The organism is Arenibacter aquaticus, assembly GCF_003957295.1.
Lineage (GTDB): Bacteria > Bacteroidota > Bacteroidia > Flavobacteriales > Flavobacteriaceae > Arenibacter > Arenibacter aquaticus.
Window position 1 is genome coordinate 570,727 of the sequence record NZ_RQPJ01000021.1, and the last position, 24,207, is coordinate 594,933.

A 24,207-nucleotide genomic window follows, 5' to 3' on the forward strand; every position below is an offset into this window, starting at 1 on the left:
GTTGTTATTTCTTAATGTTAAAATTGCCCAACAAAGTTTTTAGGTGTTAGGTCCGGGAGCGTATAAATGGCATTAGATACCGATTTTCGCTTATTTCCAATATCCATCAAATAGGCTATTATAGCATTTCTCGTCTTCATAAAATTGGCATTGTCATTTAGTGCTGTCTTGTCCCTGGGACGTTCAATATCTATTTTAAACTCCGGTCCCAGGGTGGCACGAGGGCCTGGTTTTAAGGGGATAATCCTATCGGCCATATAAATTCCCTCATCCACATCGTTCGTAATCAAGAGTGCGGTGCGTTTGTCCTTACTCCAGATATTAAGAATTTCGTCCTGGAGATTCCCTCTGGTTAGGGCATCCAAGGCGCCCAGAGGTTCGTCCATGATGATCATTTCCGGTTTCATGGCTAGGGCTCTGGCCACTGATACACGTTGTCTCATGCCTCCTGATAGTTCCTTGGGCCGTTTATTTATTGCGGGGCCCAGCCCTACCATCTCTACATAATTGGACACTCTCTTGGAGCGTTCGGTCTTACTTTCTGTAGGAAAGGCTTCTTTTACGGCCATAGCTACATTTTGCCCAACGGTAAGCCAAGGAAGTAATGAATAGTTTTGAAAAATCACTCCCCTTTCATGGCTGGTATCCACAACAGGTTTTCCCTTGAACAATATTTCGCCACTAGTAGGTTTCAACAGTCCGTTGATTAAATTTACCAAGGTGGTCTTGCCACTACCCGTAAATCCAACAATGGCAACAAATTCACCTTCCTCAATTTTTAGGTTTATATCTGAAAGTACTTCGGTACTTGCGGTTCCTTGACCATAGGTCTTGCATACATTTTTAAGCTCTAAATACGCCATACATCTGTTTTAGGGGTTAAACGCCTTCATTTTTATTAAAGGAGACCATCTGCTGTATGGTCAACATTATTCTATCCAATAAAAAACCGATGATACCAATGACAAACATGGCGACTATAATTTTTGAGTTGGAGTCCATGGCACCATTCTGGAATTCCTCCCAAACAAATGACCCCAACCCTGGGCTCTGAGCCAAAAGTTCTATGGCTATCAGAACCATCCAAGCCACCGAAAGTGTTATCCTAAGTCCGGTAAAAATTAGCGGTAAGGAAGAAGGGAGGATTACCTTGAACACCTTTTGTACCGCCCCCAATTTTAATACTTTGGCCACATTAATATAATCCTTGTCCACGGAGGCAACGCCCATGGCGGTATTGACCAATGTTGGCCACATGGCACATAGTCCTACACTTATAAAAGAAATAATAAAGGCACTGTCCGACTCTGAATTTTTGGTCATTGTTTTTACGATCATAAAGACCAGCAATAGCCAAACAACTGGGGAAACGGGTTTTAAAATTTGGATCAACCAATTTACCGAGCTTCTAAGGGTATCGCTAAGACCTATTAGAATACCGATGGGCACCGCGATCAATAGGGCCAAGAGGAATCCTGCAAAAACTGTTTTTAGACTAGTCATTATTTGATCTACAAATGATGGACGACCCGTATAGGTTATGGCATCCTTACCTTCTGCAATTCGCTTGGCATTCATGGCAGCTGTTTTTTCCTTAAAGGCCAGTTTATCGGCTCTTATAGCATTATGATCTTTAAGTAAGGATTTATAGGAAGCCCAAACCTGTGCCGGGGAGGGCAAGGTGTTTGGTTGGCAGCCAGTTTCACCGGCTGCAATACAGGCCCTCATTTCATCTGCGGCCTTTTCTCCCTGATCATTGAGGGCCTTTTCAATTTTGAAATCGGCCTCCATATTGTACAGCGCCTTGGCACCGGAATGCCAAAGCCCTATAAATAACAATATCGAGGCCAATGGGGCAACTACCTTTTTCAGCATTAGCGTAACCCCGTCCTTTCCAATTTTTCCGGAAAAAAGATTGGATAGGCTTTTTAGGCTTCCTAGACCTATTAGCTGTGTAACCTTCTGCATTGTTAGACTCTGTTTCATCTTCTGTGGTTTTATTTGTTTAGTCCTTGTTTCCTATAGCAAAACTGTTAATGTATCCAATAGGGTCCTTTGCATCATAGGAATTCCCATCTATAAAGTCGGTCGTAACCGGTTTATAACCGTCGGTATTGGGGATATCCGAAGCAGGAATATGTCCTTCGGCAACCAATAGTTCAGCAGCTTTCTTCCATACATCGGGTCGATAGATTTCTGAAATCGTCTCTTTGTACCAGTTTGCCGGTTTGGCATCCGGGATTTGGCCCCATCGTCTCATTTGGGTCAAGAACCATATACCGTCTGAGTAGAAGGGATAGGTTGCGTTATATTTGTAGAAAACGTTAAAGTCGGGCATAGACCGCTTGTCGCCTTTTTCAAATTCAAAAGTTCCTGTCATGGAGTTAGCCAATACTACCTCGTCTGCTCCAACGTATTGTGGCATGGACAGAATCTTGACCGCTTCTGCTCTATTGTCTGGTTCATCCAACCACTTACCAGCACGTATTAGAGCTTTGGTAATGGCTATAGCCGTATTGGGGTTCTCTTCAACAAATTTCTTGGTCATCACAAAGACCTTTTCCGGATTGTTCTTCCAAATATCATAATTGGTAGTTACGGGTACGCCAATACCCTTAAAAACGGCCTGTTGGTTCCATGGTTCCCCCACGCAATACCCATATATAGTACCGGCTTCCAAGGTAGCTGGCATCTGTGGTGGAGGGGTAACGGACAATAGTACATCTGCTCCTATTTGACCCTGAACATTATCCTTGGTATACATCCCAGGATGAACACCAGCTGCCGCCAACCAATATCGGATCTCGTAATTATGGGTAGAAACAGGAAATACCATTCCCATTTTAAAGGGCTTACCACTGTTTTTATACTCCTTTATAACAGGCTTTAGGGCATCTGCCTTGATAGGGTGAATAGGCTTACCGCCCTCGTCCTTGGGGACATTTGGTTTCATTTTAGACCAAACATCATTGGATACGGTTATGCCATTTCCATTTAAATCCATGGAAAATGGGGTTACCAATTCAGCTTGTCTTCCAAAGCCAGCCCCAGCAGCAATTGGCTGACCTGCTAGCATATGTGACCCATCCAATTGTCCGTCTATAACTCTATCCAAAATATTTTTCCAATTGGATTGCGCCTCTACGGACACAAATAGCCCCTCCTCCTCAAAGAAGCCTTTTTCCTTGGCAATTGCCAATGGAGCCATATCGGTGAGTTTTATGAACCCAAAGGTTAACTGTGGTTTTTCAATTTCCAGGGATGTCTTTGATAATCCGGTAGTCGTCTCTGATGTTTTCTTAACCTTATCCCCGCAAGAGGTAAGGATCTGGAATAAGACAAGAATTAAAGTGGTTGTTTTAAGTAGTGGTTTCATATCTATCATTTTAAGTTATTCTACGTACTAATACTTATATTTTACAAATGTATACGTAATACAACTTAGGTGGTATGTTATAGCACATATAAAAACCACTTTTTTGACCATAGGCAAAACTGCGAAAACACAGGGAAATAGATTATCTACCTGTTATTCAATAAAATACCTGAACAACAAGTCTATGATAATCAGGTAATAGTACGTATAGTGATAGCTTTTTGCAGCGATTCTTTTAATGTTATTGGGATTACATTAATCATTTTTCCAAATAAAAATAGCTGCAACAAGCAGCTATTTTTTATATTCAGTGGGGTTAAAGAAATCTACCCATCAAGGAAAAAATTGTGATCGGATATTTCCTTTTTTAGCAGTTCAATATTAGGGCACCCTATTCTTTTTCCATTGGCTGTGATCAATTTTTCTTTTTTTAGAATTGAAAATATGCGGATTACCTGTTCCTCGGTTGTACCGGCATAATCGGCGTATTCCCTCCTACTCAATGCCAAATCTATATACCCGTTTACATTGCCAAATTTTCTATGTAGGTATAATAATGTATCAATGACCCTTTCCCTAACAGTCATTTGGGATATTGATTTTACCTTTGCTTCACTTTTGTTGAGTTCGTTGGCGTAGAATAGCATGAGGTCATAAGTGAAGGAAGGGTCACTTTTCAATACTTGCTGAAGCAGTTCTTTTGAAAAGTAGCAAAGGCTGGTGTTTTCCAAGGCAATAGCTCCAATGGAATAATATTCTTCTGTTCCAAAACCTCTATGGCCTATAATTTCTCCGGCTTTGGCAAAACGCACAATCTGTTCCCTGCCATTGATACCGGTTCTGTAGACTTTTACTTTGCCATGTAAGATAAAGAACAGCCCGTTTACAGGTGCGCCTTCAATAACAAATTGCTGTCCTTTTTTGCATTGGATTTCTGTTTTCTTATCTACAAAAATTCTTACTGCGGAAGAAGCCATGTTCTTATTAATGAGGCAGTTAATATTTTCGCAGCTATTACAATCCTTACCGGCTATGCTATACTTAGCGGTCTTTTTTATTGGTCTGTAAAGGGTCGTGTTTTCCAAAATAAATTTATTTTTCAACAGTTGACAGGGTCATTTGACCAATATCTCCCCGCTTCTCTTCGGAGGTCGCAAATTTTATGGTTAAGGATAATGCCGCCGCGGTGATTATGCATCCACCTATAATAAAATATCCGCTGGAAACGGCGGTTGCCGAAGCAGTGGTTTGTGCTGCTTTAATGGCCTGCTGGCCCAATTCACTATTGGCGGCTATAGCGGCACTTTCGGCTACGGCCGACTTGGACTTGAGAAGCATGGCGGCCAAAAACGCACCAACATTACCTCCTGCTCCAACAATACCCGAAATGGAGCCAATGGCTTTTTTATTAATGAAAGGAACAACCGAAAAAGTGGCCCCTTCTGCCATTTGCACTGTAAGACTAAAGGCTATTAAGAATATCATCCCGATAACCAAACTGCTGGTAAGGGAGAAAATAGAAAGCATGAGCCCTTCAATAGCCATAATGAGTGCGAGAAAAATAACCCTTCCCCGTAAACCCTTTAATTTTCCGAACAAGTCACCAAAAAAACCACCTAAGGTCCTGGCAAAAATATTCATTAATGCAAATGAAAGCACCAAATTCCCTGCAGTGGATCTGTTCAATCCAAATCTATTCTGCAAATAATCGTCCATAGTGCCGTATACGGTAAGTTCAATGCCAAAACATGCAGCGTATACCAAGAAAAGAATCCATACCCTATAGTCTTTTAAGGTATCCAAAAATGGTACTTCATCTTTTTTAAGATTTGGCATTTTACCTTCCTTTTTCAAATCCTTGTAATTTCCTTCCGGGGTATCCTGGGTAAAATAAAAATAAATGATTCCCATAGAAAAGCATATTACCCCAGCTATAACCATTGAGTATCGCCAAGCTATTTCTTCTAATATACCAAAACTTACCACGGCAGCGGCAATCAATGGCATGCCCAACCTATTGGCTCCCCCACCTAGATTACCCCAGCCTGCAGAGGTGGCATTGGCGGTACCTACAATATTTGGTGCAAACATAATAGAGGTATGGAATTGGGTGATTACAAAAGAAGCTCCAATAAAACCAATAAATAATCTACAAACCAAAAATTGAAGGGGAGTTTGCACAAAACCCAACAGTATGACCGGGATGGCACCCAATATTAATAAATAGGTATAACATAGTCTTGGTCCGTATTTATCACAAAGTTTCCCGATAAGTAAACGGGCAAATACAGTACCGGACACCGCCAAAATAATGGAGTTCCATTTTTGGGTGGGCGTTAATCCCAAATCTTTAACCACATCGGGCATAAAAGGAACAATGCCAAACCACGCAAAGAAGCAGGTGAAAAAGGCAATTGAGGTTATCCAAAAAGTTCGGGTTGGTAAACTTTTAAAGTTTAAAAGATCCAGTTTGGTTGCTTTTGTAGAGGTTAATTCCTTCATATCTGAATTGTTTTAAGAGTTCAAGTTACTTGGTACAATTCAAAATTAAGTATTTCTACGTAGTATTACGTAAATTTATTACGTAATTACCGGATTTGATTTAATTTTTGTCTAAATAGGAAAAAATGGGTGCCAATATTAGGGATTTATATAAATTAGTTGTCCTATACCTACATATATCTAAATAAAACTATCTCCCCTACCTGTGGGAAAACAAAGCTCTTTGTATTTCCTCTTCAAAAAAGGAAGGATGCTCAGCTACTACTTCCCCTATAACAATTATTCCGGGCTGTGATAAATCTATATTATTGACTATGGACTTGGTGTCTTTTAACAAGGTCGTAATGCAGGACTCCTTTTTCATGGTGCCATTCTGAATAATAGCCAAAGGAGTGTTGTCACTTCTATATTGACCAACTATGTTAGCAATATCAAGGAGTCTGCGAGTACCCATTAGAATTACCATTGTGGCAGAGGATTGTGCGGCTAAGCTAAGGTCTTCGGAAAATGTACCGTCTCGTTTAGTGGCTGTCATGACCCAAAAGCTACTGCTTAATCCTCTTCGGGTAACCGGTATTCCTTGGCTGGCCGGCACGGCAATGGAGCTGCTTAGCCCTGGAACAATATCAACGGGGATGCCAAAGGATTCCACATAGTCCATTTCCTCGCTTCCCCTTCCAAATACAAAAGGATCTCCCCCTTTTAGACGTACTACGTGACCGTATTGATAAGCGTTATCTACAATTAGCCTATTTATATCGTCCTGGGTAAAGGAATGTTCTCCACATCGCTTTCCTACGTATATATTAGGTATATGGTCAAATTCTTTTAGTAGTTCTGTACTTACCAGGGCGTCGTACAATATTATGTCTGCCTTTTGCAAGGTCTTGTAACCGCGAAGAGTAATAAGGTCGCTACTTCCCGGTCCTGCGCCTACTAAGCTTACTTTTGGTTCTTTAGATTTGCTCATGATTTCCGATATTTTAGTGATGTCATTAAGGATTTCGCAACAAAGCTACGTATTTATTTCCATAAAAACACTTAATAATTACGTAATAATACGTAATATTGCTCTGTAATCATAAATGTATACGTATGAAGACCATAATAGTAGTTGGGAACGGGATGGTTGGATACAAATTCTGTGAGAAATTTGTCGCCAAGGTAAACAAGGAATCTTTTAAACTAATTGTTTTTGGGGAAGAGCCAAGAGTAGCCTATGATAGGGTGCATTTAAGTGAATATTTTGAAAATGCAGATGCAGAGCGACTATCCATGGCTCCGAGGTCATGGTATGAGGAGAATAATATTGAGTTGTATACCCATGAACGGGTAACGGATATACATAGGGGTTCTAAAACCATAACTACCCTAAGTGAAAAAACCTTTAACTATGATTATTTGGTTTTGGCCACTGGGTCTACTCCTTTTGTTCCCCAAATTAATGGTGTTGATAAGGAGGGCGTTTTTGTATATAGAACTATAGAAGATCTGGAAGAGACCCTAGATTATGCCAAAAAAATAAAAGAAAAAGTGACCTTGCCCAAAGCTGCCATATTAGGTGGTGGGTTATTAGGCCTGGAGGCAGCTAAAGCCGTTATGGATATGGGGCTGGAACCCCACGTAGTGGAATTTGCCCCTAAGCTTATGCCAAGACAGTTGGATACAAGGAGTAGCAAGGTGTTGCAGGTAAAACTGGAATCAATGGGAATCAATGTTCACCTTAGTAAGGCCACCAATCAAATTTTAGGCAACGGTCATATTATAGGAATGGAATTTGGTGAGGATGATGTACTCAATGTGGATATGTTGATTATTTCTGCTGGAATACGGCCCCGGGATGAACTTGGGAAAAGCTGTGGTTTAAAAATGGGTACCAGAGGTGGTATTGTAGTGGATAATAAAATGAGAACCTCTGACCCTGACATATTTGCCATTGGGGAAATAGCTCTTTACAATCAAATGATATATGGTCTAGTGGCTCCTGGTTATGAGATGGCAGGGGTAGCCGTGGACCAAATTCTAGGTGAGCAAAGTACTACTATGGCCGAGGAGATAGATATGTCTACCAAATTAAAATTGATAGGTGTTGATGTAGCTAGTTTTGGTACTCCCTTTATGCCTGCCGAAAAAGGGCATTCTATCATTTTTGAGAATAAAACGGAAAGCCTGTACAAGCGAATCAACGTAAGTCATGATGGCAAGAAACTCTTGGGTGGTATTCTCGTAGGCGATGCCAACGATTATAATATGTTATTGCAGATGTACCTCAATGAAATGCCCTTGCCCAAAAACCCCGAAAATTTAATTTTAGGAAGCCGGGGCGGCGAAGATGTTTCTTTTGGAAGTGCCATGGATTTGCCAGATGCAGCGGTAGTTTGCTCCTGTGAGGCCGTGACCAAAGGCCAAATATGCTGTTCGGTAAAGGATGATGGCAATGAATCTGTTAAGGCAATAGCCAAAGCCACAAAGGCTACAACAGGTTGTGGTGGTTGTAAGCCAATGGTAAATGACTTGGTAAAGGAGAGTCTCAAATCGCTTGGTAAGGTTGTAAAGGAATCTATTTGTGAGCATTTTGAGTACTCCAGACAGGAATTATATGATATTGTAAAACTAAAAAAGGTATCGGACTATGATACCTTATTGGATGAAGTGGGCAAAGGGCACGGATGTGAAATTTGTAAGCCGGCAATTGCCTCCATATTTGCCAGTATTTATAATGAAACCGCCAATAGGCAGGAAACCATACAGGATACCAACGATAGGTTTTTGGCAAATATTCAAAGAAATGGAACTTATTCGGTAGTACCTAGGGTGGCAGCGGGAGAAATTACCCCAAAACAACTTTTGGCGATAGGCCGAATAGCACAAAAATATGACCTGTATACCAAGATAACCGGGGGGCAGCGTATTGATATGTTTGGTGCCCAATTGCACGAATTGCCACTTATTTGGGAAGAATTGATTGCTGAAGGTTTTGAAACTGGTCAGGCCTATGGAAAATCCCTCAGGACAGTGAAAAGTTGTGTGGGTTCAACCTGGTGTCGTTATGGGATGGACGAGAGCGTCACCTTTGCCATAGACATAGAGAATCGGTATAAGGGTATCCGATCACCCCATAAAATTAAAGGAGGTGTATCTGGTTGTATACGTGAATGTGCCGAGGCCAGGAACAAGGATTTTGGGTTTATAGCTGTAGAAGGTGGCTGGAACGTTTATATATGTGGTAATGGCGGGGCCAACCCCAAACACGCCCAACTATTGGCCGAAAAAGTTGACAAAGCAACAGCAACCCAATATGTAGACCGATTCTTAATGTATTACATACAAACAGCACCTCCCCTAACCCGAACAGCAGCCTGGTTAGAAAAACTGGATGGAGGAATAGATTATGTGAAGGATGTGGTTATCAATGATTGTTTAGGAATTGCAGAGGAGTTGGATCAGGGTATGCAGAATTTGGTGGATACCTATAAATGCGAATGGAAAGAGGCCGTTGAGAACCCGGAAATAAGAGCTAGATATACCCATTTTGTAAATTCGGAAGAACAGGATGATACCATTGAGTTTGTTTCTTTAAGAGAACAAAAAATGCCCAAGGCCTGGGCCTGATGGTTACCCAAAACTTCTTACAATGAGCCTTTTCAAAATTAACAATATTGTCCAACCCCAGGACTCCTAATTTAGGATCCTATTAAAATAAAAAAGATGATACCTAACTTAAATATTTACCAAACTGTAGAGGCAGATCAGGTGAGCATCTGGTTCAAGGCTGCTCCAGTGACCAAATTTCCAGCTAATGGCGGGGCTTGTGTAAAATATAAGGATAAACAAATTGCCGTTTTCAACCATAGTAGGGAAGATGCTTGGTACGCTTGCCAAAATTTATGCCCCCATAAAATGGAGATGGTGCTTTCCCGTGGCTTAATTGGGGAAGAAGGCGGAGAGCCAAAAGTAGCCTGTCCGTTGCATAAAAATTCTTTTTCCTTAAAAACAGGGAAGCACTTAAATGGTGATCTAAGTCCCATAACCACTTATCCCATTAAAATAGAGGATGGCTTTGTTTATATTGGTTTTTCTGAATAGCTTTGGAGAAAAACCAACATAGTCATGGCTACAGACAAACTTAAAAATGCCTACCGTCTTTTTGATGCTGCAAATGAAGAGGATCCCAATGTTGAAGTTTGGGAGGGGAAAGAATACCCCAAGGAATTGTTGTACGCCATAAGAATGACCAAGAAATTAAACACCTTTGCCCCTGAGGCCTCTGAAGCATTGCAACTTACGGCAAGGTGCCAGCATATTAGGAGATGGGAAATTCCTAGGGAATCCTACGAGATGAACAGGGCAGGGTATCTCAAATGGAGACAGGATCTTAAAAAGTTTCATGCGAGAATTGCAGGTGATATTCTTAAGGAAGTGGGCTATAGTCAAGATATGATAGACCAAGTCGCGTTTTTGTTGGAAAAGAAGCAACTCAAAAAGAATTCGGAAACTCAGACTTTGGAAGATGTAATCTGTCTTGTTTTTTTGGAATTTTACTTTGAGCCCTTTTCCCATAAATATCCGGAAGAAAAATTATTGGATATTCTACAAAAAACTTGGCGAAAAATGTCGGAAAAAGGGCATAAGGCCGCTTTAGAACTTCCGCTCTCCAAGGATTCCCTTGAATTGATAGGGAAGGCTCTTAAAAATAGCTAGATCTATTTACCATGACAGGTTAGGGAAATGAACAACGATAATTTGATTTCACCATTGGATACCACCACCTTTTTAAGGGTTAGAAAATGGTATCTTGTGGCTTTGGCGACCATTGCCTTGACGATTATTATCGCCCAAATCCTGATTCAACATCATTTAAACTCCCAATTGGATGATTTCCGCGTTATTAATGTAGCAGGGCGACAAAGGGCATATAGTCAAAAATTGACCAAAGAGGTCCTTTTGCTAAAAGAAACCGATGGCATTGTACAGCGGAATTTGGTACTTACCCAACTAAGGGAAACACTGGCCACATGGAAAAAATCACATCAGGCACTCCAGTTTGGTGATCTTGATTATGGAATTCCCAAAGGAGATAACGATGATATAAAGGCACTATTTAAGAAATTAGACCCACATCACAACAATATGGTGGGAGCGGTAGAGCGAATTTTGGCGAATACAGATCAAAATGCCCTCCCGGACCAAACAGATGTTAATATTCTTCTGCAAAACGAAAGGGATTTTTTAAGTGTAATGGATACCATCGTTAATAAATACGATTCCCTTAGTAAAACCCAGTTGAAAAACTTAAAGTATAAAGAGTATTTTTTGTTGGGTATCTCTTTGCTGATTTTGTTATTGGAAATTCTTTTCATTTTTAAGCCGCTTTCCCTTCAAATTAGAAATACCATAAAGAATTTGATTATAGCACAGAGAACATCCGAAGATAATAATCAGGAAATAAAAAAACTGTACCGGGAAAAAGAAAAGTCCTTACAGGAATTGCAGGAGCTAAACTTTGTTATAGATAACGCTGCCCTGTTTGCAAGTACCAAACAGGATGGTAATGTAGTTTTTATCAGTAAAAAATTTAATGAGCTTTTAGGACGTGATAATGAACAGTATATCAATAAGCCATTATACGAAATACTTACGACGGATGAGGGACAGCAGCAATACCTCATGGAAATACTAAAGAGTAACAGGAAAAATATTAGATCGGAAGAAATAAGGATAAAAACCGCCAATGAAGAATCACTGTGGCTTGACATGTCCATTATTCCAATGCATCAAACCGGCGGGCAACAATCTATACTTATCCTTTGTTCGGATATTACCGAACGCAAGCACAACCAATTAAAAGTTGCGGAATTGACCAAGCAGAATTACGAGGAAACTATGAGGCAAAAACAACTGCAGGCCAGTCAAATCGTTGAGGGGCAGGAAGAGGAGCGCAAGCGTATTGCCAAAGATATTCACGATGGGATTGGTCAGATGCTAACGGCATTGAAGTTTAACATAGAGTCTATCAATTTAGAAAACAAGGAAAAAACGGCCGAGAAGATAGAATACATAAAAGGTTTGGCCAGCGACCTAATAAAGGGGGTGCGGACCGCAACCTTTAATCTTACTCCTCCAGAACTCAGTGATCACGGAATTTTTCCGGCCCTACAAAAAATGACTGCTGAACTTTCCAAGCTAACAGGTAAAAAGATATTATTTGAAAATAGAACCGAAGATAATATTAGATTTAATTCTTTGGCAGAAACTAATATCTATAGGGTGGTACAGGAGGCTGTGAACAATGCCATAAAATATGCTGAGGCCAATTATATTTTGGTAGCCTTGAACTATAATGACAATGTGTTAAGTGTAGTGGTAGATGATGACGGTAAGGGGTTTGATGATTCCATACTTAACAAGGTGCCAAAAAATAATAGTGAAGGGGGTATGGGGCTTTTTTTTATGAAGGAGCGAATAAATTACATCAATGGACGCTTGTTTATTAATTCTATTCCAGGAAAAGGTACTAGGGTTACTATTAACTATAAGACCAATATAGGAGAGCGAGGGCAAGCGTAGGGTTAATTATCCGGATACCATGTTGTACATTTTATAGCAACACAAATTAGTAGTGGTATAGGCTGCTTTGGATATAACATCAATAATTGTAAACATGAAAATAAGGATTAAAGGAAACTCTATACGCTACCGATTAACCAAAACGGAGGTAGAAACTTTTTGCAGGAAGGGTTACTATGAGGAGAAAACCGAGTTTAAGGATCAATGTTTTACATATAAATTAAGGTCTCGAAAGGATATTTTTAATATGAATGCCGACTTTAAAAGTGATACCATTACCATGTATCTCCCAGAAAATGATAAGGATAGATGGGCAACTAGCGATTTAGTGGGATTTAAGCATGTTCTTCCCCTAGGCAATGGTAAGGAGCTTCTTCTTGTACTGGAAAAAGATTTTGTCTGCCTTGATGAGACTATTGAAGACCAGTCTGATAATTACCCCAATCCCTTATTGGAGAAAAAGAAATAGATGTGTCTAAACAGGGCAAGCAGCAGCTTGATGCCTTTTATATTTGTTAATTTGAGGGTGTTTGTTGTATATGGCAGTCTTCAGATTTGTTAGATAAATACCGTGAAATAAAATGAGGGCTGCTGAACACGGTTACAGTCTAAGTCCCGTATATTGCATAGGTTTACTGAAGTAAAACCCATAATACCATCATTTTCTGTAGAAGGAAATTTGCCGTTTTTCTTGATTGTTATGCTCTATTTTTAAACTTGTAGCTCCTCCTCTATTTTAAGGGTTTTGTACACTTCATCAAGAATTTTCATTTTATCGGTGAGCACAATCAAAGTATCTTCGTCTTCTATTTTGGTAGAACCACTAGGCGTAATGTATTTATCCCCTCTTTTAATCATAGCGATAATAGCATTTTTAGGAAACCCCAACTCCACTATTTTTTTATTGGCGGCAAAACATTGGGAACCTACGGAAATTTCCCTCATAATGGTTTTGGGATTGTCGGATAATAAAAGATCGGTCGGTGTTAATTTTTTGGCTTGTTCCGGTATGGCCACGCCCAACCATTTGGCCACGACCGTTAGTGTGGTGCCTTGAATTAAAATAGAGGTAACCGAAATAAAGAAAACAATATTGAAAATAATGTCTGCCTTTTCAATACCCGCCAATAATGGATAGGTGGCAAACACAATAGGGACAGCTCCCCGTAAACCAACCCAAGAGATATAAAAACGCCTCCTCAGTCTCATCTTAAAAAACATAAGGCTAATAAACACCCCTACTGGTCTGGCTACAACAATCAAGAATAATGAAATTAGGAGGCCAATTCCCATATAAGGGATAATGTGGGTGGGGAAAACAAGTAGCCCCAAGGTAAGGAATAGTACTATTTGCATTAACCAGGCCAGACCATCGAACATTTTTAAGATGGTCTTTTTGTGTATTAAATCTTGGTTTCCCAAATACACGGCACAAATATATAAGGCCAAAAATCCATTGCCCCCTACAAAGTCTGTTGCGGAGAATGTTATAAACATAAGGGCAATGACCAAAACAGGATAAAGTCCTTCAAAGCCTAGGCTAATTCTGTTGATCACCAATTTACTTAATTTTCCAAAGGCAAAGCCGCCAGCTGCTCCTAATGCCATTTGTTGTATAAATAAAGGGATAATGGAATAAACACTTTTGTCCTGATGGATTACCAAGGTTAAAAATGCCAAGGTAAGTACATAGGCCATAGGATCATTGCTACCACTTTCCAATTCTAGGGTCGGTCTTAAATTGGTCCTGAGAGCCAAGCTCTTGGATCTGAGTATAGAGAAAACCGCAGCGGCATCAGTAGAGGATACAATAGACCCCAGCAGCATACTTTCGTAGATAGTGAAGTCGGTTACAAACCAAACGAATGTTCCAAGTGATAAGGCTGTTAGCAAGACCCCCAAGGTAGACAATAATAGTCCCTCCCTTAGGATGGGTTTAACCGTATCCCAATTGGTATCCAAGCCACCTGAAAATAGAATGAAATTTAAGGATACAATTCCTATGAATTGGGCTAGTTTTGGATCATCAAAACGTATTCCGCCAATACCATCGGACCCTGCCAGCATACCTATTGCTAGAAAGAGCAATAAGGTTGGTACCCCAAACTTATATGAAGTTTTACCAACTACTATGCTTATAAATAGCAAAATGGAGCCAACCAATAATATGTTTTCAATAGTTAAATTCATAGTAAAAGGGAAAATAGGTTATTGCAAAAATAATGGTTCTTATTATTGGTTTTACTTTAAAATTGATCTTGAGTTCCGGTATTTGGGGATTATTTCATTTGGCCTTACAAAGTAAGACACGAACTACATTATGGGAATTAAAAAAATCTCAATATTATTGATATACCTTAGTCGTTGATATTGCTCTAAAAAATGACAAACGTATTATTGTGGATCACGGGGCAGATAGGGGTGGTTATTGTAAGAAGGCTATTTTAAGTTGGTTTTCCGGTTTACAAAATCAACCAGAAGCGGAAAGGCTGGTTCCGTCATGCCATGGCCATAACCATCCATTTCGTATAGGGTTACATCTGGGTGTCCGTTAACCTTCATCATTCTATAGAAATAAGCGTTCTCTTCATATCTACCTAACAATTCTTTTTCACGGTCGCCTGTTATCAATAAAATGGGTGGTGCGTTATTCCTGACATGGTACAGGGGAGCCAAATTATCAATGAGGGGGCGTTCTCCAGGAATACCTTGCTCTTTCCTTATTGTAAAATGGGTAATTGTATGACCGCTAAAGGGTACTAGGCCAGCTACCCGGTCCGAATCCAAATCGTGTTTTTTGAGCCGACTTTTGTCCATAATTGACATTAAGGCTAGGTAGCCTCCCGCCGAATGTCCAGAGACAAAAATAGCATTGGGGTCGCCATTAAATCGTTCAATATTTTTAAATACCCATGCTATGGCAGCAGTAGCATCAGTAATACAAGTTTCTGCAGGTACATTGGGAGAAAGTCTATACCCCACTCCTACTACGCAAAACCCTTTATTTTTTAAGGCTAAGGGAATTTCCTTTTGCCCTGAGGTTAATCCACCCCCATGAAACCAAATAATCACTGGCACCCTGGTGTCAACTTCCGGATAGTAAACATCCAAAAGGTTTTTTTCTTTCATATAACTGGTCTGGTCAGAAGTTTTGGAATCGTAGTAAAATAGGTTTTCAGATGTGCTGTACCGTACAGTCTGAGCATGATTGCATAGCGGTAAAACCGTTAGGATAAGAAAAAGAGTAGCCCTTAGCATTGGTTTTCAGTATTTTGGTTAATGTAATATGCAGTACAAGATACAGGAATTATTGTTTTTTTTGGTAAAATGTCACAAGGCATTTACGGCAACAGAAAAAGTCAATCCCCAGTGGTTCTTTAAATTATTTTAAGGGACGGATCTACAGCCTTAAATGGGGGGTTAGTAAAGGATTTATGCAGATCACAGAGTCATGCAATTTATCTTTGTAATTAAGTTTGGCCTTCGCAATGGTTTTGACTCTAAGTGTTGGGCAAAGGTTGTATAAGGACAATAATTATTGGTATAGGTCTTGACGTTGTTTTTTACAGCTTAATGAAAATCTGCAGACGAGGAACCTTAAAAAAAACAGCTAAACCGCTAACATATGCTGTATTTCCGATAACATTTAGGGGGTGTATCAGCAACAACAAACCTTATATTTGTTTAAGACACCTTTTAGCTTTTGAAGTATTTGGCTTACTGTGGATTGAACGGTGTATAAATTCATGTGGAGAACCTTTATGAGGCAATAATAACAATCATTTGCCATGACATTGTGCTTGGTTAAAGTATAGGTTGATCATAGTTTTATTGTTGGGGGTTGTTTTAGTTATAAATGTAATTTAAATATAGAGAATATATAATTAAAAACCAGTTTATTAATGTGTATTACGTTAACTATTACTTTAATAATTTAGTTGTCATTTGAGTAAGGTTGTGGGGAGTAACATTCCTATGTTTAAGCTTTGGAAATTGAACTATGTTCTTATTTTTATGGCTTATAAATGCCAATTAAATGGCAAAAAATATTGCATATGAAAATAGTTATTCTTGATGGGTATACCTTAAATCCCGGAGATTTAAGTTGGGAAAATTTAAAAGAATTGGGATCGTTGACGGTCAATGATAGAACCCAATTCAACAACGAAGTTATCATTGAAGCCATTGGGGAGGCGGAAATAATATTTACCAACAAGACCCCTTTGCCCAAGGAGGTGCTTACGGAGGTTCCCAATGTGAAATATATAGGCGTATTGGCAACAGGTTTTAATGTGGTAGATATAGAAGCGGCAAAAGACCTAGGAATTACTGTCACCAATATTCCAAGTTACGGTACTACTGCCGTTGCCCAGATGACCATGGCTTTACTTTTGGAAATGTGCCATCATGTAGGGGAACATAATAGAGCGGTTCGTACAGGGGAATGGTCCAGGAGCAAGGATTTTTGTTTTTGGAACTACCCCCTTATCGAGTTGGAAGGGAAAACTATGGGTATCATAGGTTTTGGAAGAATAGGACAGGCAACGGCAAAATTAGCATTGGCCTTTGGTATGAAAGTAATAACTTCAGGGAGCAGTAGTAAACCTGAATCCCAGCTTGGTCCGGTTAAACAGGTTGATATGGATGAACTGTTGGCGACTTCCCATGTCATCAGCCTACACTGTCCGCTTACCCCAGAGACAGAAGGTATAATCAATGCTACCAATATTGCAAAAATGAAGGATGGTGCCATGCTAATAAATACCTCTAGGGGACTATTGATAGTAGAACAGGATTTAAAGGAGGCACTGGATAAGGGTAAAATTGCCTGGGCTGCCCTAGATGTGGTTTCCAAAGAACCTATAGACAGTAATAATGTACTGCTAGAGACGGATAATTGTATTATTACCCCACATATTGCCTGGGCGCCCAAAGAGTCTAGAGAGCGACTGTTGAATACGGCTATTGAAAATCTGGAATCCTACTTAAATGGAAATCCGATAAATGTTGTGAATAAATAATAATTGCTGATTGCACTACTTTATTATGCCTTGGGGCTATGAATATGATAGGGGCTTCTTAGGTGGGGATTCTGTAAGCAAAGAGTATCATTATCCAATGAATTATAATCATGGAAGAAAATAACGGTAATATTTCTGGCAGAAGAAAGTTTTTGATAAAATCGGGGTTGGCCGCCGTGGCTGTTCCATTCACACAGGTTTCCTGTCAACCATCAAAGGATAAGGTAGTAGAAGTAGAAAATGAAGACTCCTTCGAATTTGCATTTCTCACGGACATCCATATAAAACCCGAAATGAATGCACCAAAAGGATTTCAAATGGCCATAAACAAGGTCAATGCATTGAACCCTGATTTTGTAATTACAGGCGGGGATCTTGTCTATGATACCATGCGTGGTAATTACGAACAAAGCGAATCGCTATTCTCTTTGTACAAGGAAATGAGCAAGGGCTTTAACATGCCGGTATACAACTGTATAGGCAACCATGACCTATTTGCCATTTATGAAGAAAGTCCGGAATCTGAAGATCACCCAGATTACAAATACGGTATGTGGGAGCGGCATTTTGGCAAGACCTACTATTCCTTTGATCATAAGGGTTGGCATTTTATAACCCTAAATTCCTTGGAGGTTACGGATAATAAAAGATATAAGGGTTTTTACCACCAGGAACAATTGGAGTGGTTAAAGAAGGACATTGCCAAAGTGGATAAAGCTACCCCAATAGTTATTACCACTCATATTCCAATGATTTGTACCTATATCCAATTAAACGGGGGATCTGGTAGCAGGTCGGTTGCCAATGCTTCTGAGGTTTTTAAAATATTGGAAAACCACAATCTAAAATTGGTCTTACAAGGACATATTCATTGGAAAGAATACGGCTTTGTAAATGATAGGTTTCACTTTTTAACCGGAGGATCTATCGCTGGGAACGGATGGAAAGGACGAAGGCACAACACCAAGGAAGGATTTGTAAAAATTAAGGTAAAGGGAAATGACTTTTCTTGGGAGTACATTGATCATGGATGGGAGGCAGAAAGACTTAAAATGGCCAACAAAAGTGTTTAGTATTGCCAAGCATTGCCTGAACCATTTTTTGGTATAGATTTGTTAGTATGAAAATAATACAAAATGCCAATCTATCAGCTATTTTGATGCCCATTGATACTTGTGACCTATACATAACAAAGCTTGAAATGGAAAAGGAGGGCCAAACCTATGAAGCATGCTCGTATGAATTGGGCACATTGAAGGTACGGGCGAGGCGATCCAAAATTACACCCAAAAAATGTGGACAGTTCGTTACCGTCTGGAAAAGGGATGAAAATGGACAAACCACCCCTTTTAAAGATTCGGACAGTATAGACTTATTGGTAATAACCTCGTGCCAGGGTTCCCTTCTGGGTCAATTTATTTTTCCTAAAAGTATACTGGTTGAAAAGGGAATAATTGCATCTAGCAAAAACCGTGGGAAACGCGGTTTTCGTGTATATCCACCATGGAGCAAACCCATGAACAAGACAGCTCAAAGTACCCAGAGGTGGCAAAAGAATTATTTTATATACAGTGAGAAATAAATTGTAACAAAGGATAAAAGAGCAAAGGTGTTATTTGGACATATATAGGATTAGGTGTGTTAAAATTAATTCCTAGTTAATCAACCCATATTCCTGAAATTACCTGCTTTCCTTTCGCAATACTTCCAAAGGCGGACTTTTTATTACCCCTCTGCTATTTAGGAGTCCAATTAATAAAACAAGGAGTGTTATACTAGGGAACAGTACCAAAAAAGGAAAACCAGATGGGGTAAACGTAGTTTCAAATACGAACCAGGCAAGAAGTTGGCTGCTAACCAATGACAGTAATATGCCCGAAAGTCCACCCAATACCCCCAAATATAGATATTCCAAGGCTACTATTTTCAATATTTGTTTGGTCTTGGCCCCTATTGTCCTTAATAGTACACTTTCCTTTAATCGCTGATATTTACTGGTTCTTACCGCACCCAATAGCACAATAATTCCTGTAAGAATACTAAAAAATGCCATAAAATTAATGATCCAGGAAATTTTATTCAATAAGCCTTCAATTACCTGTAGTATCTGTCTTAAATCCAAGATGGAAACATTGGGAAAGGCTTTAACCAATTCGCGTTGTAAGGATGCAGAATCTTCCTCGTTGGCTACCTTAGTTGTAAGAACTCTAAATTGAGGAGCTTCCTCTAAAATGCCCAATGGAAAAACAATTGAAAAATTAGGTTGCATCCTTCCCCAATCCACCGCCCTAATGCTGCCTACAACTGTGTTCAGAATTAACCCCTGAACATTAAAGGTTAATTTGTCACCTACTTCTACCATTGCATCCCTGGCGAAATTATCACTGATAGAAATTGGAATATTCTGCTCCATATTGGCACTGGATACCCATTTGCCCGAATTCAGCTTTTCAGAGGAAATAAGGCTATCCCTATAGGTAACCCTGAATTCATGATTTAAAATCCAGTTACGGATATTGGTGGTAGAATCCTTGCGAATAGCATTTACTTCCATTCCATTTATACTATTGACCCGCATAGTAACTATGGGGATATCACTTAAAACGGGAATGCCTTTGTCCTTAATAGTAGCGGTTATGGCATCTTTCTGCCCTGTTTGGACATCCAGAAGGATCATATTAGGACTATTGTTTTGTTCTCCTAAAGAAGACTTCGCCAACAGAAAATCTTTGGTAAAATACAGGGTACTAATTAAAAATGTACCTATGCCTATGGCGAGAACCAAAGTCAAGGTCTGATTGTTGGGTCTAAAAAGGTTTAATAAACTATGTCTCGCCCCAAAACTCCAAGAGGTAGGGAAATACTTCTTAATTAACTTCATTATTCCGGATGCCACCCCTGTAAGAATAGAAAACGTAACAATTATTCCGGCCATAAAGGAAAGTGAATACTTCCAATTCTTTAGCAATAAAAAAGAGAATAGTAGTAAGAATATAAAAATTCCTCCCATCACCAACAAAGCCCATTTTTTAGATTTGGCCCTAGTCACTTCCTGTACCCTCAGGGCCTGTAATGGAGAGACATATAAGGTGCTTGTCAATGGGTATAGGGCAAACAAAACAGACATGAATAATCCCAGTAACAACCCCATAACAATAGCTTGCGGAGCCATATACAATTGCACATCTACAGGGAGCAGCCCTTTAAGCAGCAGGGGAAACAGCTGTTGTAACACTAGGCCAAAAACAGTACCAACAAAACCGCCCAACAAGCCAAGTGCTGCTATTTGCAGAAGAAAAATCAAAAATGTTTGTTTTTTGGTTGCCCCAAGGCATTTTAAAACGGCAACAGAACGCAATTTACCTTTAATGTAAATATTTATGGCACTGGCTATTCCTACGCACCCCAACAATAATGCTATAAAACCTACCAAGTTTAAGAATTTCCCAAAATTGTTGTACCTACGGCCCAGACTGGCACTGGTTGAAGTGTGGGTGTCCAAATCTGCACCCTCTGCATCCAATTGTGGGTCTAAAATCTTGTCCAATTGCTTAAGGTCCGTATCGGGCTTGGCTACAAAATAAAACTCATATTCCAGCCTACTTCCCTTTTGGATCAATCCTGTTTTTTCAACAAATTGGTAGGGTATCAATACAGGAGGTGCCACGGAACTAAAAATGCCCGAACTTCCTGGTATTGAATTCAATGTTCCCGCTATGGGAAAGGTAATGTCCCCTACTTTTATGCTATCCCCTACTTTTAGATCATATTGTACCATTACCGTGGCATCTACCAATGCGGCATCTTGCGCCTGAAAAGTAGAAGCAGCTGAAGTTGGGGTGGTTTCCAAGCTTCCATAGAACGGAAAGGGGCCATGCATTCCCCTGACCTGAACCAGTTTGGATTCGCCAGAAGAGGGAAATGCTGCCATAGAAGGAAATTTTATTTCCTTGGCATCAGCGCCTCCAAGTGAGTCCATGATTTCTTGTACCCTTGCATTAGGTGGATTTTTACTGTCCACAATAAAATCGGCACCCATTAGTGATTTGGACTGCGTATTTATATTTTTTTTCAGATTGTCACCAAATGACTGAATAGACACCACGGCCGCTATACCCATAGTTATGGAGGCCATAAAAAGCATTAATTTTCGGCTACTGGCCTTGCCGTCCCGCCAGGCCATTTTTAACAGCCATTGAAATCCTGTCTGGAAAGGGAGTTCTTTATTTATCACAGTACGGCCGTTTTTTGATTGGCAATAATCCTACCACCTTTTAAGCTTAAAATATGCTGGGTCATTTCTGCCAGCTCCAAGTCGTGGGTTACAATGATCAATGTTGTTCCGGCATCGGCATTTAACTGAAAAAGCAATTGAATTACTTTCTCTCCTGTTTCTGCGTCCAAATTACCGGTAGGCTCGTCGGCAAAAAGAACGGAAGGATTATTGCAAAAAGCCCTGGCCAATGCTACTCGTTGTTGTTCTCCCCCGGATAGTTGGGACGGGTAATGGTGTATGCGATCTCCCAACTCTACCTTGACCAAGAGTTCCATTGCTTTATTCATGGCGTTTTTATCGCCCTGTAATTCCAATGGAATGGCTACGTTTTCCAAAGCGGTAAGGGTAGGCAATAGCTGAAAGTCTTGAAATACAAAACCTATATTTTTATTTCTTAATACAGCCCTTTCATCTTCATTTAGACTACCAATCTCCGTACCACACAATGATACCGTTCCGGAATCTGGCTGATCCAAACCAGCACATAATCCCAATAAGGTGGTTTTTCCACTACCGGAAGGCCCAACAATGGAAAAAGTGGCCCCTTCTTCTACAGCAAAAGAAATATCTTCCAATACGGTGAGCTTTTTAGATCCATTGGTATAGACCTTCCCTAAATTATGAACGTTTAATATCTTTGCCATAAATTTATAAATTGAAACTTTTCACAAAAGATCAAAATAAGGAAATCATTTTGATTTTAAACCAATATCACATGCGAACCCTGTTAAACTTTTGCTATTTATTTTTGATCTTATGCGCATCCTGCGGCAATTTGTCCAATAAGAAGGTAGATGCGGATGAAAAGAAAGTTAATGGCAGTACAAAGAAAGAGCAACTAACCACCCCTAAAAAGGTAATCATGTTCTTTGGCAATAGCCTAACTGCGGGAATGGGGCTCGACCCCAATGAAGCCTTCCCAGCATTGATACAGCAAAAAATAGATTCTATGGGTTTGGCCTATGAAGTTGTAAATGCAGGCCTTAGTGGAGAGACTACTGCAAGTGGCAAGAATAGGGTTGATTGGGTGTTAAACGAAAATGTGGATCTCTTTGTTTTGGAATTGGGGGCCAATGATGGGTTACGGGGTATTCCTCTTGAGGAAACAAGAAGAAACTTACAGGATATAATAGATGTAGTTAAGCAAAAAAGGCCCAATGCAGCCATTGTTCTGGCTGGAATGCAGATTCCGCCCAATATGGGAAAAGAATACACAACAACATTTAGGGAGATATTTCCATCATTGGCCCAGAAGAATAAAATAGGTCTGATCCCCTTTTTACTTGAGGATGTTGCTGGAAATCCAGAATTAAACCAAGCAGACGGTATTCACCCTACTGCCGAAGGTCAGAAAATTATAGCCGATAATATCTGGCCGATTATCCTTAAGGCCATAAAATAGTCTTCTGGTAAAGGGCTTCTTTTTTACAATTACCCCTATAAGTTAATCCCCAAAAAAGCTATAACTTTACCTAACTAAACCATACCGTTAATGCCCTATTTTTATTGGGATGGAATTTTAGCGGGCATGTGTTGGTGGTTGGTATCAATACAGGTTTAGGTGTCTTGTTTGTCTTTGGTCTTTAGTTTGGAGTGCAAGTCCTGGAGAAATCAATTACATTTGGCAATCATTTAAGAAGCAGTAGCATTAATGTTCAGACATCAAGGAAAAAACAGAACAGCCAAACACAATCTTAGAATTGCTACCCTTTTGTCATTTGTTGCTGGTATGGTTAACGTTACAGGGTTCTTATCCCTACAAAAACTTACGACCAATGTGACAGGCCATTTTGCTTTTTTTATTGATGAAATATTTAAATGGGAACTTTGGGGTGGTAGTGTTTATTTGGTTTATATACTTTCCTTTCTTTTGGGGTCTTTTATTTCCAGTGTATTAATTGAACTGACCTATAGAGGCAAAAAGTTCAATATATATGTATTGCCTGCTACCTTGGAAATAGGAACACTTTTGCTCATTGCGGTATTGGCCGATATTATATGGTTGGCCTCCCCTAATTTAATCGCTTGTTTACTGTTGTTTGCAATGGGGGTACAAAACTCCTTTGTTACCAATATATCGAAGGCCGTTGTTCGGACCACACACTTAACCGGGCTTTTTACCGATTTGGGAATTGAATTGTCACAATTAATGTTTCCGAAAAAGTATTTGGATAGGAAGAATATAGTTTCCACCATAAAACTGCGGTTATATATTATTTGTTTTTTCTTTTTGGGCGGGATTTCTGGAGGATTTCTGTATTCCCAAATAAAATTCAGGGGCCTTATTGTAGCAGCATTACTTTTGGTTTTAGGGTTGGTTTATGATCATATAAAATTTAAGGTTCTTTTGGCCAGAAGAAAGTATGCCTATAAAAAGACATTTGGAAAACCATGAAGAGGTAATGGGAAATAAATAACAAGACTACCCTTATTTTTGGAGCTTAGGCAAAACGAGCTTATTTTCG

Annotated in this window: 20 protein-coding genes; 10 read left to right on the forward strand and 10 right to left on the reverse strand. The window is 39.7% G+C overall.

All coding sequences use genetic code 11. The features are described 5' to 3' along the window. Positions 1 to 17: 17 nt before the first annotated feature. The 6 genes from EHW67_RS18260 to cobA form a co-directional block, all read right to left on the reverse strand. Positions 18 to 863 (reverse strand): ABC transporter ATP-binding protein, encoded by an 846-nt coding sequence (locus tag EHW67_RS18260; protein WP_126163823.1) that lies wholly within the window; start codon positions 861 to 863, stop codon positions 18 to 20. Positions 864 to 879: 16 nt separating this feature from the next. Then, on the reverse strand, positions 880 to 1,986 hold the full coding sequence (locus EHW67_RS18265; protein ID WP_126163824.1) for an ABC transporter permease: 1,107 nt from the start codon (positions 1,984 to 1,986) through the stop codon (positions 880 to 882). A gap of 19 nt (positions 1,987 to 2,005) precedes the next feature. Continuing rightward, positions 2,006 to 3,376, reverse strand: coding sequence for a CmpA/NrtA family ABC transporter substrate-binding protein (locus EHW67_RS18270; protein ID WP_126163825.1), 1,371 nt, complete (start codon positions 3,374 to 3,376; stop codon positions 2,006 to 2,008). A gap of 326 nt (positions 3,377 to 3,702) precedes the next feature. Next, on the reverse strand, positions 3,703 to 4,461 hold the full coding sequence (locus tag EHW67_RS18275) for a Crp/Fnr family transcriptional regulator (protein ID WP_238389985.1): 759 nt from the start codon (positions 4,459 to 4,461) through the stop codon (positions 3,703 to 3,705). Positions 4,462 to 4,468: 7 nt separating this feature from the next. Beyond that, positions 4,469 to 5,878, reverse strand: a complete 1,410-nt coding sequence (locus EHW67_RS18280) for an MFS transporter (RefSeq protein WP_126163826.1) — start codon at positions 5,876 to 5,878, stop codon at positions 4,469 to 4,471. A 199-nt stretch (positions 5,879 to 6,077) separates the two neighbouring features. After that, positions 6,078 to 6,848 (reverse strand): uroporphyrinogen-III C-methyltransferase, encoded by a 771-nt coding sequence (gene cobA / locus EHW67_RS18285; RefSeq protein WP_126163827.1) that lies wholly within the window; start codon positions 6,846 to 6,848, stop codon positions 6,078 to 6,080. Positions 6,849 to 6,973: 125 nt separating this feature from the next. Between cobA and nirB the strand changes: the two genes are divergently transcribed. From nirB to EHW67_RS18310, 5 genes are all read left to right on the forward strand, one after another. Continuing rightward, the gene (gene nirB, locus EHW67_RS18290) at positions 6,974 to 9,490 is read left to right on the forward strand and encodes a nitrite reductase large subunit NirB (protein WP_126163828.1); all 2,517 of its coding nucleotides are present in this window, start codon (positions 6,974 to 6,976) and stop codon (positions 9,488 to 9,490) included. Between the two features lie 96 nt (positions 9,491 to 9,586). Beyond that, entirely contained in the window at positions 9,587 to 9,964 is a 378-nt protein-coding gene (gene nirD, locus EHW67_RS18295) for a nitrite reductase small subunit NirD (protein WP_126163829.1), read from the forward strand. Positions 9,965 to 9,988: 24 nt separating this feature from the next. Then, positions 9,989 to 10,579 carry a DUF4202 domain-containing protein gene (locus EHW67_RS18300; RefSeq protein ID WP_126163830.1) on the forward strand — a complete coding sequence of 197 codons (591 nt, stop codon included), beginning with the start codon at positions 9,989 to 9,991 and terminating at the stop codon, positions 10,577 to 10,579. Between the two features lie 27 nt (positions 10,580 to 10,606). After that, positions 10,607 to 12,445: a sensor histidine kinase gene (locus EHW67_RS18305; RefSeq protein ID WP_126163831.1), complete on the forward strand. Its 1,839-nt coding sequence runs from the start codon at positions 10,607 to 10,609 to the stop codon at positions 12,443 to 12,445. A gap of 94 nt (positions 12,446 to 12,539) precedes the next feature. Beyond that, positions 12,540 to 12,914, forward strand: coding sequence for a DUF7009 family protein (locus tag EHW67_RS18310; RefSeq protein ID WP_126163832.1), 375 nt, complete (start codon positions 12,540 to 12,542; stop codon positions 12,912 to 12,914). A gap of 242 nt (positions 12,915 to 13,156) precedes the next feature. Here the strand turns inward: EHW67_RS18310 and EHW67_RS18315 are convergent, their stop codons facing one another. Then, positions 13,157 to 14,635: a potassium/proton antiporter gene (locus EHW67_RS18315; RefSeq protein ID WP_126163833.1), complete on the reverse strand. Its 1,479-nt coding sequence runs from the start codon at positions 14,633 to 14,635 to the stop codon at positions 13,157 to 13,159. A gap of 249 nt (positions 14,636 to 14,884) precedes the next feature. Next, the gene (locus tag EHW67_RS18320; protein ID WP_317126892.1) at positions 14,885 to 15,574 is read right to left on the reverse strand and encodes an alpha/beta hydrolase; all 690 of its coding nucleotides are present in this window, start codon (positions 15,572 to 15,574) and stop codon (positions 14,885 to 14,887) included. A 926-nt stretch (positions 15,575 to 16,500) separates the two neighbouring features. Here EHW67_RS18320 and EHW67_RS18325 point away from each other — a divergent pair. From EHW67_RS18325 to EHW67_RS18335, 3 genes are all read left to right on the forward strand, one after another. Further along, complete coding sequence (locus tag EHW67_RS18325; RefSeq protein ID WP_126163835.1) at positions 16,501 to 17,466, forward strand: D-2-hydroxyacid dehydrogenase; 966 nt, start codon at positions 16,501 to 16,503, stop codon at positions 17,464 to 17,466. Positions 17,467 to 17,576: 110 nt separating this feature from the next. Then, positions 17,577 to 18,539, forward strand: coding sequence for a metallophosphoesterase family protein (locus EHW67_RS18330; protein ID WP_126163836.1), 963 nt, complete (start codon positions 17,577 to 17,579; stop codon positions 18,537 to 18,539). A 47-nt stretch (positions 18,540 to 18,586) separates the two neighbouring features. Then, on the forward strand, positions 18,587 to 19,048 hold the full coding sequence (locus tag EHW67_RS18335; protein WP_238389986.1) for a MepB family protein: 462 nt from the start codon (positions 18,587 to 18,589) through the stop codon (positions 19,046 to 19,048). 99 nt (positions 19,049 to 19,147) lie between these two features. Here EHW67_RS18335 and EHW67_RS18340 read toward each other — a convergent pair whose 3' ends face one another. Beyond that, entirely contained in the window at positions 19,148 to 21,649 is a 2,502-nt protein-coding gene (locus EHW67_RS18340) for an ABC transporter permease (protein WP_126164146.1), read from the reverse strand. 47 nt (positions 21,650 to 21,696) lie between these two features. After that, a complete protein-coding gene (locus tag EHW67_RS18345; RefSeq protein ID WP_126163837.1) occupies positions 21,697 to 22,386 on the reverse strand; it encodes an ABC transporter ATP-binding protein in 690 nt (229 codons plus the stop codon). 71 nt (positions 22,387 to 22,457) lie between these two features. Here EHW67_RS18345 and EHW67_RS18350 point away from each other — a divergent pair, with 71 nt between their 5' ends. Both EHW67_RS18350 and EHW67_RS18355 read left to right on the forward strand, forming a co-directional pair. Next, on the forward strand, positions 22,458 to 23,144 hold the full coding sequence (locus EHW67_RS18350) for an arylesterase (RefSeq protein WP_126163838.1): 687 nt from the start codon (positions 22,458 to 22,460) through the stop codon (positions 23,142 to 23,144). A 249-nt stretch (positions 23,145 to 23,393) separates the two neighbouring features. Then, positions 23,394 to 24,137 carry a YoaK family protein gene (locus tag EHW67_RS18355; RefSeq protein ID WP_126163839.1) on the forward strand — a complete coding sequence of 248 codons (744 nt, stop codon included), beginning with the start codon at positions 23,394 to 23,396 and terminating at the stop codon, positions 24,135 to 24,137. The last annotated feature ends 70 nt before the right edge of the window (positions 24,138 to 24,207 follow it).

Coding starts and splice junctions, on each gene's coding strand:
- EHW67_RS18260 (WP_126163823.1), bottom strand. CDS start 863: ATGGCGTATTTAGAGCTTAAAAATGTATGCAAGACCTATGGTCAAGGA.
- EHW67_RS18265 (WP_126163824.1), bottom strand. CDS start 1,986: ATGAAACAGAGTCTAACAATGCAGAAGGTTACACAGCTAATAGGTCTA.
- EHW67_RS18270 (WP_126163825.1), bottom strand. CDS start 3,376: ATGAAACCACTACTTAAAACAACCACTTTAATTCTTGTCTTATTCCAG.
- EHW67_RS18280 (WP_126163826.1), bottom strand. CDS start 5,878: ATGAAGGAATTAACCTCTACAAAAGCAACCAAACTGGATCTTTTAAAC.
- cobA (WP_126163827.1), bottom strand. CDS start 6,848: ATGAGCAAATCTAAAGAACCAAAAGTAAGCTTAGTAGGCGCAGGACCG.
- nirB (WP_126163828.1), top strand. CDS start 6,974: ATGAAGACCATAATAGTAGTTGGGAACGGGATGGTTGGATACAAATTC.
- nirD (WP_126163829.1), top strand. CDS start 9,587: ATGATACCTAACTTAAATATTTACCAAACTGTAGAGGCAGATCAGGTG.
- EHW67_RS18300 (WP_126163830.1), top strand. CDS start 9,989: ATGGCTACAGACAAACTTAAAAATGCCTACCGTCTTTTTGATGCTGCA.
- EHW67_RS18305 (WP_126163831.1), top strand. CDS start 10,607: ATGAACAACGATAATTTGATTTCACCATTGGATACCACCACCTTTTTA.
- EHW67_RS18310 (WP_126163832.1), top strand. CDS start 12,540: ATGAAAATAAGGATTAAAGGAAACTCTATACGCTACCGATTAACCAAA.
- EHW67_RS18315 (WP_126163833.1), bottom strand. CDS start 14,635: ATGAATTTAACTATTGAAAACATATTATTGGTTGGCTCCATTTTGCTA.
- EHW67_RS18320 (WP_317126892.1), bottom strand. CDS start 15,574: ATGAAAGAAAAAAACCTTTTGGATGTTTACTATCCGGAAGTTGACACC.
- EHW67_RS18325 (WP_126163835.1), top strand. CDS start 16,501: ATGAAAATAGTTATTCTTGATGGGTATACCTTAAATCCCGGAGATTTA.
- EHW67_RS18330 (WP_126163836.1), top strand. CDS start 17,577: ATGGAAGAAAATAACGGTAATATTTCTGGCAGAAGAAAGTTTTTGATA.
- EHW67_RS18335 (WP_238389986.1), top strand. CDS start 18,587: ATGAAAATAATACAAAATGCCAATCTATCAGCTATTTTGATGCCCATT.
- EHW67_RS18340 (WP_126164146.1), bottom strand. CDS start 21,649: ATGGCCTGGCGGGACGGCAAGGCCAGTAGCCGAAAATTAATGCTTTTT.
- EHW67_RS18345 (WP_126163837.1), bottom strand. CDS start 22,386: ATGGCAAAGATATTAAACGTTCATAATTTAGGGAAGGTCTATACCAAT.
- EHW67_RS18350 (WP_126163838.1), top strand. CDS start 22,458: ATGCGAACCCTGTTAAACTTTTGCTATTTATTTTTGATCTTATGCGCA.
- EHW67_RS18355 (WP_126163839.1), top strand. CDS start 23,394: ATGTTCAGACATCAAGGAAAAAACAGAACAGCCAAACACAATCTTAGA.